Source organism: Aquibacillus rhizosphaerae (assembly GCF_030282825.1).
Classification (GTDB): domain Bacteria; phylum Bacillota; class Bacilli; order Bacillales; family Amphibacillaceae; genus Aquibacillus_C; species Aquibacillus_C rhizosphaerae.
Genome location: NZ_JASTZU010000043.1, coordinates 1 through 8,835 on the forward strand (window position 1 = coordinate 1; position 8,835 = coordinate 8,835).

The 8,835-nt window shown below is 34.7% G+C and carries 12 protein-coding genes and 1 pseudogene; 7 read left to right on the top strand and 6 right to left on the bottom strand.

Annotated elements, in window-relative coordinates; translation table 11 throughout:
- From QQS35_RS14800 to QQS35_RS14810, 3 genes and pseudogenes are all read left to right on the top strand, one after another.
- Positions 1-190: pseudogene (locus QQS35_RS14800) on the top strand (hypothetical protein); the annotation flags it as partial.
- Positions 191-447: 257 nt separating this feature from the next.
- On the top strand, positions 448-1,341 hold the full coding sequence (gene ku / locus QQS35_RS14805; protein WP_285932995.1) for a non-homologous end joining protein Ku: 894 nt from the start codon (positions 448-450) through the stop codon (positions 1,339-1,341).
- Positions 1,342-1,576: 235 nt separating this feature from the next.
- Positions 1,577-2,590: an acyltransferase family protein gene (locus QQS35_RS14810; RefSeq protein WP_285932996.1), complete on the top strand. Its 1,014-nt coding sequence runs from the start codon at positions 1,577-1,579 to the stop codon at positions 2,588-2,590.
- A gap of 83 nt (positions 2,591-2,673) precedes the next feature.
- On the opposite strand, the gene QQS35_RS14815 is transcribed toward QQS35_RS14810, so the two are convergent.
- Entirely contained in the window at positions 2,674-3,546 is an 873-nt protein-coding gene (locus QQS35_RS14815; protein WP_285932997.1) for a fructosamine kinase family protein, read from the bottom strand.
- A 313-nt stretch (positions 3,547-3,859) separates the two neighbouring features.
- Between QQS35_RS14815 and QQS35_RS14820 the strand changes: the two genes are divergently transcribed.
- The gene (locus tag QQS35_RS14820; RefSeq protein WP_285932998.1) at positions 3,860-3,991 is read left to right on the top strand and encodes a hypothetical protein; all 132 of its coding nucleotides are present in this window, start codon (positions 3,860-3,862) and stop codon (positions 3,989-3,991) included.
- Positions 3,992-4,055: 64 nt separating this feature from the next.
- On the opposite strand, the gene QQS35_RS14825 is transcribed toward QQS35_RS14820, so the two are convergent.
- Positions 4,056-4,778, bottom strand: coding sequence for a YwaF family protein (locus QQS35_RS14825; protein ID WP_285933000.1), 723 nt, complete (start codon positions 4,776-4,778; stop codon positions 4,056-4,058).
- Between the two features lie 302 nt (positions 4,779-5,080).
- On the opposite strand from QQS35_RS14825, the gene QQS35_RS14830 reads away from it, so the two are divergent.
- The 3 genes from QQS35_RS14830 to QQS35_RS14840 are packed head-to-tail and all read left to right on the top strand — an operon-like array spanning position 5,081 to position 7,143.
- A complete protein-coding gene (locus tag QQS35_RS14830) occupies positions 5,081-6,418 on the top strand; it encodes a sodium-dependent transporter (RefSeq protein WP_285933001.1) in 1,338 nt (445 codons plus the stop codon).
- 33 nt (positions 6,419-6,451) lie between these two features.
- The gene (locus QQS35_RS14835; protein ID WP_285933002.1) at positions 6,452-6,751 is read left to right on the top strand and encodes a YwdI family protein; all 300 of its coding nucleotides are present in this window, start codon (positions 6,452-6,454) and stop codon (positions 6,749-6,751) included.
- Positions 6,752-6,774: 23 nt separating this feature from the next.
- The gene (locus tag QQS35_RS14840) at positions 6,775-7,143 is read left to right on the top strand and encodes a DUF423 domain-containing protein (RefSeq protein ID WP_285933003.1); all 369 of its coding nucleotides are present in this window, start codon (positions 6,775-6,777) and stop codon (positions 7,141-7,143) included.
- Positions 7,144-7,172: 29 nt separating this feature from the next.
- Here QQS35_RS14840 and QQS35_RS14845 read toward each other — a convergent pair whose 3' ends face one another.
- The 4 genes from QQS35_RS14845 to QQS35_RS14860 all read right to left on the bottom strand — a co-directional run.
- The gene (locus QQS35_RS14845) at positions 7,173-7,421 is read right to left on the bottom strand and encodes a hypothetical protein (RefSeq protein WP_285933004.1); all 249 of its coding nucleotides are present in this window, start codon (positions 7,419-7,421) and stop codon (positions 7,173-7,175) included.
- A 115-nt stretch (positions 7,422-7,536) separates the two neighbouring features.
- Positions 7,537-8,061: a spore coat protein GerQ gene (gene gerQ, locus QQS35_RS14850; protein WP_285933005.1), complete on the bottom strand. Its 525-nt coding sequence runs from the start codon at positions 8,059-8,061 to the stop codon at positions 7,537-7,539.
- Between the two features lie 94 nt (positions 8,062-8,155).
- A complete protein-coding gene (locus QQS35_RS14855) occupies positions 8,156-8,572 on the bottom strand; it encodes a cell wall hydrolase (RefSeq protein WP_285933006.1) in 417 nt (138 codons plus the stop codon).
- A gap of 66 nt (positions 8,573-8,638) precedes the next feature.
- On the bottom strand, positions 8,639-8,835 hold a 197-nt coding region (locus QQS35_RS14860), incomplete at its 5' end, for a hypothetical protein (RefSeq protein ID WP_285933007.1).

Below are 8,835 nucleotides of genomic sequence, written 5' to 3' on the forward strand. Positions count from 1 at the left end.
TGTAACGGAACATATTAAAAAACTTTACAATCATAAGAAAGATTATTCAATAGATGCTGTTTTTCAGCGTATCAAGTTAAATTGGCGACACTCCTTGAAAATACAAATCGATTTTCTTCGTGCGATGTATTGCTGCCGAAGCATTCCTTGTCCTGCAGGAACAGCGAATGTTTTAGGGTGGGGCGAGTAATCGCAGTCCCACGAGCTGAAGATCCACTCAGAAGCGGTTTTATTCTGAGTTAGCTGAAGCCGTGCCTGCGGAAAGGGAGCCAATTTTACTTGAGGAGCGAGGCCAGTGCTCTATTGCGCACTTTCTATCAACTTAGATTTAAGCTTATCAGGAGCTGACGTTTTTTGCCCGTTTTTTCTTAAAAGCTTTTTAGAAACGAGATTTTCATAAAGTGGAGTAATTTCGGTAAACTAAAAAGAAAAAGGAGGTCGGTCCAGTTGCACACAATGTGGAAAGGAACGATAAGCTTTGGTTTAGTTAATATTCCCGTAAAGCTTCATGCCGCAACAGAAAATAAAGACGTGAGATTAAGACAACTCCATAAAAAGTGTCAATCTCCAATAAAATATGAAAAAGTTTGTCCTGTCTGTGAAGAAGAAGTAGGAACTGACGATATCGTTAAAGCATATGAATATGCTAAAAATAAATTTGTCATGCTAACCGAAGAAGAGATTGCTGAATTACAGGAAGAACAAACAGAAAAAGCAGTAGAGATTGTTGATTTTGTTCAATTAAAAGAAATTGATCCTATTTATTTTGAAAAAAGTTATTATTTATCACCTAACGAAGGTGGAGGAAAAGCCTATACATTATTACGAGAAGCGTTAGAAGAAACCGGGAAAATTGGTGTAGCTAAAATGATGATACGCTCAAAAGAGCAACTAGCTGCAATTCGTGTTTATGAAAACACTTTGGTGATGGAAACAATCCATTATCCGGATGAGGTGAGAAATGTTCAAGATGTACCAAATGTTCCAGAACAGGCTGAAACGCCACAAAAAGAATTAGATACAGCTAAAATGTTGATCGATCAATTAACATCAGAATTTGATCCGGAAAAATATAAAGATAATTATCGTACAGCTTTACTCGAATTAATAGAAGAGAAAAAGAATCAAGACGAGACAACAACGGCAAAAGAAAAGCCTGTACAAACTAATGTTACAAACTTAATGGAAGCATTAGAAGCTTCCTTAGATAAAGCACAAAAAACAAAACCACAACCAAAGGAAAAAGCGACGGCACCAAAGAAAACAACTGCAACAGCCAAGAAAACGACCAAACCAAAAGCTGCAACACCAAAAAAGAAACAAACAAGAAAAAAGGCATAGTCCAATGTCTTATAAGTTTATTTAATATGATATTTTCTTAGGCAGCACAATCGTTATACGATTTGTGCTGTTTTTAAGTACAATTATTTTCAAAGGTATAACAGTTTTATTACAATGAGCCATCTAATTTACAATCCATTTACAGACCCATTAAAAATGGTACTTTACTGCGAATATGTTAATAGAAAGGGTATAGAGGTAAGAGGATAACTTCACCAAGAAAAGGATGAGCATGATGAATCGAGAATTTTATTTTGATAATGCTAAGCTTTTTTTAATCTTTTTAGTTGTTTTTGGGCATTCCATCCAACCGTTAATAGGTGACTCGAAAATAATAGAAGTGTTATATTACTGGATTTACTTTTTCCACATGCCAGCTTTTGTTTTCTTAAGTGGTTTCTTTGCAAAGGGATTTGGAACCAAAAATTATATTGTTAAGCTAGCTAAAAAGTTATTATATCCATACCTTATATTTCAGTTGTTTTATACCATATATTATTATGCTATTGGTATGAATAATTGGCAGACAACCGTATATGAACCCCAATGGGCACTTTGGTTTCTTCTAAGTTTATTTTGTTGGAATATGCTTTTGATTGTCTTTAAAAAACTTCCAGCCATTCTAGGAGTTATCATCGCAACTGAGATTGCAATTATTATTGGTTATATAGATTCTATTGGACATATATTCAGTTTATCTAGAACGTTTGTGTTTTTTCCATTTTTCCTAATAGGCTACTTTTTAACCAAAGAACATGTACTTTTGGTGAAAAGCAAGATAGTAAAAATAACGTCATTAATCGTGTTGCCGCTTGTAGGACTATGTCTTGCCATTACACCAAACTTTTCTGTTTATTGGTTGCTAGGCTCTCAGTCATATGAGGCAATGGGTGCACCATTGCTAGGTGGGTTATTTCGTTTTGGTGTTTATCTTGTGGCTCTTTTAATGGCGGTATGTGTTATGGCATGGATTCCTCGAAAACAAACGATAGTAACGAATATAGGTCAGAAAACACTATATATATATTTGTTACATGGTTTATTTATACAGTACTTCAGAGAAGCTGAATTATTTAATGGGAACAGTCTGATTGATGCTATCTCGCTTGTATTTGTTTCCATCGCAATTATTTTGGTTCTATCTAATAAACTAGTAATATCATCATTTCAGTTATTAATAGAAGGTAGAGTAACCATATTGAAAAGTATACTAGGCCGTAGAATTAGAAAACATAACTATGATTATTGATTCAGTTTGATCTTTATCAACTATAAAAAGATGAACAAGTCCACTACTCAAAAAATGTGAGCAAGAACTTGTTCATCTAAACTTTAACCTTTAACATACCGATTTAAAATTTGGTCAACGGCATTACCATAACTTTCTCCGAACATATTTAGATGAACGAGTAGGTAATACAATTGATATATGGGCTTTATTTCTTCGTAATAAGATGGTAATGGAAAGACACTGTTATATGCTTCATAAAAGTCAAGCGAGAATCCACCAAATAATTCTGTAAATGCTAACTCAAATGCATGATCGCCATAAAAAACGGAAGGATCAATTAAGTAAGGTGCCCCTTCAGATCCAGTTAACCAATTACCACCCCATAAGTCTCCATGGAGTAAAGATGACTTTGGTTGGCGATCCAATAAGTTATCTAGGTTTTGTAAAAGTTTTTCCATCTTGTCTCTACGTATAGAAGACATTCTACCTTTATCAATTGCAATGTTATATTGGGTTAGTAATCTTTGATCACGGTAATAATCAATCCAATTATCAAATAAATCATTTGGTTGTGGTAAAGTCCCAATAAAGGTATTTTCATTGAAACCATATTGATCATTCGTAGTTAAGTGCATGTGTCCAAGTTGGGTTCCTAATTTCGCGTTTGTATCTTTCTTCTTTTGCCCTTCCACCCACTCCATAATCATAATTGCATCGTCATCATTTTTGGGTTGATCATAATAATATACATGAGGGACTCCGATACTATTCGTTTCATCAATTAATTTAAGCCCCTGAGCTTCTATAGCAAAAAAGTTCTCAGACACGTTATGATTTCCTTTAACGAAATACACGTTATCTTTTGTTTGGACTCTAAATGCTTGATTGATATCACCGCCAGTTACAAGTTGAATCGATTGAATATCGCTAGCATCACCAATTGTTACAAGTCCGTGTTTAATTTTATTATTCATAGTATCCCCTTTCTACTATTCTACTATTCTACTAATTAAGTGTAACACCTCACTGGTTTAATAGTGCAAATCAGTAATTTTATAAAGTTTAAAAAAGAGGCTTAAAGTTGTTTTGTTTTGGGTGAAAAATTTCATAAGAAAATGATTTTGACTAAAAATTGGTGAGAAAAGTACATAAAGCTTGTAATAGTCTTTCATAAAAAAACCACTTTATTAATCAAAAGGTATTGAATGTTCAAAAAATAAAGGATAGAATGAAATCATAATACCAACGGATGTGGAAGCGATTTCATTTTAGGGGGAATTTATAAGAATGAATGACTTATCGTGTTTTGTGAAAGAGGTAGAAAATCAGTTGAGTCGAGAGTTGCACCAAAGAGAAATGGACTTCTTGGTATGGCTTTATGAACAACATGAGGAAGAATGTAAAGTAAATTGTAATTAGTAATTATATATACAGCTTGTTAAAGTCTTGTATTTCAAGGCTTTTTTATTTGTTTTTATTTTCACTAGTTATCTTTACGTTTTTTCCAATAAAGATACACTCGCAATTGAATGAAAAATAAAAGTAGGGTAGTTAATCCAAGATTAATATAATACCAAGCACCTTCTCCAAATAAACGAAGCATTGTTGATGCAGGAGTATTTGCTAAATATAAAAAATTTGAATGAAGCAGTGGGTTTACAATGAAACCGATTACGATGGCATATAAAACAAGGAAAACATAGGATGAAATAAAAGATTGTACATGTATCTTTGTATTTGTTGTTAAGACAAGGAAAATACTACCCCACACGATTGCCATATGATGAATGAAAAATTTCCAAAACCTAAAATGTTGGAAATCATAAGGAATGTCAGGGGTGATTAATGCTAGAAAAGCAGGTATAATTCCGATGAAAAAACTTAATTGGATTAGTTTTTCTTTTTTTAGTAATAGAGCGAATGTTACTGTAATTGATGCAATTCCACATAAGTGTAGTGGTCCACGGTCTCTTATACTCCAAGTGTTATTAACAACTGCCCATACCTGATAAGATAGTTCTGAAAGGATTAGTATCCCAAATAATACCCAACGAATCATTTCAAGCGATTTTGGATTAGTAGAAAATTTTTTTATTAGAATTATTAAAGCAATACTTATAATAAAGAATAGAAATAATCCGGTAATATGGCTAGTCGAAAAGGTGTTAAATTGTTGTTCTATTGATTCTCCAAACCATGTCTCCATAGGATCACTCCTTTATTCCATTTGCACAATATTTATTTTAAACGTAGCATATTCTATAATAGGTAGCCAATATAAACTCGCGAGATAGCTTAGTTTTGTGTAAAATAGTGTAGTCAATGCAAAAATTAAATGATATAAAGCGTGTTCTCATCGGGTCATGTATTAGTTGGTAGTGTACTTAGGCTTTTTAATTATAACAAAAAAAGCTACTTGAATAATGAGTTAATATGTACAGACTTTATACAAAGTAATTTAATGTTTTGTTATACAATCATTTTATTAAGTTTGAAAGGAGTTAGGTTATGCACAGAGAAAGTTGGGCATCTAGATTAGGTTTCATGCTGGCGGCAATGGGTTCAGCTGTTGGTTTAGGTAATATTTGGAGGTTTTCCTATGTTGCCGGAGAAAATGGAGGCGGAGCGTTTTTAGTCATTTACTTACTAAGTGTTTTAATCATTGGGGTGCCGTTATTGTTAACGGAAGTAAGTATTGGTAGAAAAGCGCAAAGTGATGTGGTGGGTTCCTATCAGAAGTTAGCTCCAAGGAAACCTTGGTTTCTAGTAGGTTTTTTAGGAGTCGGCAGTGCATTTTTGATCTTGGGCTTTTATAGCGTTGTTGCAGGTTGGGCTTTATATTATTTATGGAACTATTTGAATGGACAATTTTTTGTTGAACCTGCTGAAGGTTATGGAGCAATGTTTGAAGCTTTCACGACGACAACGTATCAACCGTTGCTTTGGCATGGACTGTTTATGGCGATCACCATTTTCATCGTACTTATTGGCGTCAAAAAAGGAATTGAGTTAGCTAATAAAATCTTTATGCCAGTCTTAGCAATTTTACTTTTATTGTTGGCGGCTTATAGTTTAACATTAGACGGGGCAATGGCAGGGATGGAGTTTTTATTTAGACCAGATTGGTCTGTATTAAATGACCCGTCAGTATATTTAGCAGCACTTGGACAAGCATTTTTCTCATTAAGCCTAGGTGTAGGAACGATGATGACTTATGGTAGCTATTTGTCCAGTAAAGATCGGCTTCCCGGAGCAACAGTAGGTATTGGTCTAATGGATACGTTATTTGCAGTAGTTTCAGGAATCGTAATCTTTCCTGCTGTATTTGCTTTTAATGTTCAACCAGATTCTGGGCCAGGTCTTGTATTCATTATTTTACCGGATATATTTAACCAGATGCCGTTTGGGGGAATAGTAGGTACTGTATTTTTCTTAGCATTATCTTTAGCGGCAATTTCTTCATCGATTTCATTATTAGAAGTGCCGGTTGCTTATTTTATACGGGTAAATTCATGGAGTAGACGTGTTGCTTCTATTTTTGCGGGTATTATTATCTTTGTATTAGGCATAGGTGCATCCTTAGGCATGGGAACTTTAGCTGGTGTTAAGCTAATTGGTGATAGAAACATAATGGACACGATGGATTTAATTGCATCGAATATCTTTTTACCAATAGGTGGTTTGGCGATGGCGTTATTTATCGGCTGGCAATTCAAGAAACAAGAAGCATTTGAGGCAACTGACCTGACGCATTCTCCACTTCGACATGTATGGTATTTTGTTGTACGTTTTTTAGCGCCTGTTATTATATTACTTATATTCTTAAATTCATTAGGTATCATATAAATCGACTATGTTTGATTATGGAGGGATAATGAGATGGCTATTTCTAACAAGGTTGTCTTACAAAAAATGATTGCAGAACTTCAAAAGGCAATGGAAAAAGAAGAACAGTCAGATGGTGTTCGTGAACACGTAAGAGCAGTTCAATTGTTAGGTGATTTAATTTTAGAATCAGATCAAAAAAATGTTAATCATGATAAATTAAATCAAGACCTAGAATTGAAAAAGATGATGGGGAATATAGAACTACCAAAATCGACGAAGCAGACTAGCCAATCTCAAGCGTCTTACGTTAATCATGGGGAAGCAAATGGCGATTCTATATTTGATTTTTAATTATAATTTGAAGAGGTGAAAATATGAAAATATTTCTATTATTAGGTATAATAAATGGCTTTTTAGCCGTTGCACTAGGAGCATTTGGTGCTCATGGGTTAGAAGGGAAAATCTCTGAAAAAGCAATTAAAACATGGGAAAAAGCGGTAAACTATCAAATGTTTCATACGATTGCTTTATTTATCGTAGGCTTGTTATTAATAAAGTATCAGGGTAGTAGTTTTAACATTGCTGGGTGGTTCTTCTTGGCTGGAATCTTGTTGTTTTCAGGTAGTCTTTATATCTACTCTACAACGGCAATAAAGACCTTTGCTATGATTACGCCGATTGGTGGAGTAGCTTTCTTAATCGGTTGGGTGTTATTAGGTTATGCGGTTGTAAAATTCATCTAAATCCGTTTATAGTTATTTAGATGCATCTTTTATTTGAAATATAAATAACAAACAAAAATGACTATAATAAGTGCACGAAGAAGTTGTTGGCCGAAGTGGAAGGTGTTTTTTTTCTTTAGTTCAACTATACCTTCAAAGGCAAAACTAAGTGCTAAAGTGAAGCAAGTGATTAATGCCAAGAAAACACTGCTTTTTACAAGGGCGATTATCCCTAAAAAAAGTGTTAAAAACATCATGAAAATTTGAAGTTGAACGAATTTTTTATAAGGATGATTCATGTCTTTCCTCCTCTATTAAGTTGGATTAGAAAATAACCCTTGCAGCGAAAAGCGGCAAGGGTTAACTTAGTGCCTTAGAAAATCTGATTATAATCCGCGGTGAAAAGGCTCTATGTTATCTAGGTGGATAAGTGGTTAAAGGAGCTCCATAAGGATATTCGTAATTCAACTCTTCGTCGAATGTAATATAATCCAAATAAACCATCAGTAATAAGTAGCGTCTATTTGTTTCTGGGTCACTAAGAATGATATGATCTCTACCTGCTGCTTCTACAATCCCTTTAAATACTTTTGCATTCCATCTCTCATTATTTTCAAACGTCATGTAAACAGTAGCTAATTTACCCTTATTTAGTCGTAATATGTTTTCAATGTAGGATTCTTCAACTGGAAGCATACCTGGTACATTGGATGTTGGCATTTGTTGAAAAGGCTGTTGTGGAATTGGTCCACCTATTTGTGCACCTGCTGGTATTTGTGGATAATATGGACCTTGCTGCCCATAACCATAAGGTGCTTGGTAATTAGGATTAGGTACACCTTGACCTTGGGCTATGTTTGCTCCGGGTGCAGCTGCAGCTCCTGGGTTGTAACTTGGATAATATCCCTCGGGCATCTGACGATTTTCTTCATTACTCATTTAAAAAAACTCTCCCTTCATAGTTGTGAACCTATCTATGATAGTAGAAGCAAAATTCATTGTATGACCTGCTTCCATTCACTAACGTAAACTTTTAAAAAACTCTAGGGCATTCGGATTGAAGTGGGCTAAAAAAACAATGCGATTTGTAGCGACCTAAATTCCATTGTCCAAACCATTGCGGGGGACAACTTCCTTCAGGCATGAAAAACCATAAGGAGTTACTTGCAGGGTGATACTTTTCCCCTTTAATTACGTTTCGTGCTAAGTCAATATCTTTCTGACGTGCACGTTGATAAAAGTAGCCTTTTTGGGTTGCTTCAAATCCACCAGGCTTTTGATAGACCATGTCTCTTAAATTGTTTAATTTGGTGAAATCTGAGCAATCTGAACGGACGCGATTAACACCTGTGTTACCGACCATTAACATTCCAAGTTGGCCATCACTTTCTGCTTCAGCTCTCATTAATCTAGCTAGTAATTTAACATCTTCCTCCGTATGTTCTGCCATGGTGTCACCTCTTTTCGAAGCAAGACGAATTATGAAAACATGCGACAAACGCACATAATCTAATACCTATAGGTATGCAAGATAATTAGAAAGGATGATTAAAAGTGAATATTTTTTTCTTGAAAAAAATTTATATAGGGTAGCAAATGACGTACTTGATATAAAGTGCGCAATAGAGCACTGGCCTCGCTCCTCAAGCAAAATTGGCTCCCTTTCCGCAGGCACGGCTTCAGCTAACTCAGAATAAAACCGCTTCTGAGTGG

Bases quoted from the DNA above. Each gene is read 5' to 3' on its own strand.
- QQS35_RS14810 (WP_285932996.1), top strand. From the start codon at position 1,577: ATGAATCGAGAATTTTATTTTGATAATGCTAAGCTTTTTTTAATCTTT.
- QQS35_RS14815 (WP_285932997.1), bottom strand. From the start codon at position 3,546: ATGAATAATAAAATTAAACACGGACTTGTAACAATTGGTGATGCTAGC.
- QQS35_RS14820 (WP_285932998.1), top strand. From the start codon at position 3,860: ATGAATGACTTATCGTGTTTTGTGAAAGAGGTAGAAAATCAGTTGAGT.
- QQS35_RS14825 (WP_285933000.1), bottom strand. From the start codon at position 4,778: ATGGAGACATGGTTTGGAGAATCAATAGAACAACAATTTAACACCTTT.
- QQS35_RS14830 (WP_285933001.1), top strand. From the start codon at position 5,081: ATGCACAGAGAAAGTTGGGCATCTAGATTAGGTTTCATGCTGGCGGCA.
- QQS35_RS14835 (WP_285933002.1), top strand. From the start codon at position 6,452: ATGGCTATTTCTAACAAGGTTGTCTTACAAAAAATGATTGCAGAACTT.
- QQS35_RS14840 (WP_285933003.1), top strand. From the start codon at position 6,775: ATGAAAATATTTCTATTATTAGGTATAATAAATGGCTTTTTAGCCGTT.
- QQS35_RS14845 (WP_285933004.1), bottom strand. From the start codon at position 7,421: ATGAATCATCCTTATAAAAAATTCGTTCAACTTCAAATTTTCATGATG.
- gerQ (WP_285933005.1), bottom strand. From the start codon at position 8,061: ATGAGTAATGAAGAAAATCGTCAGATGCCCGAGGGATATTATCCAAGT.
- QQS35_RS14855 (WP_285933006.1), bottom strand. From the start codon at position 8,572: ATGGCAGAACATACGGAGGAAGATGTTAAATTACTAGCTAGATTAATG.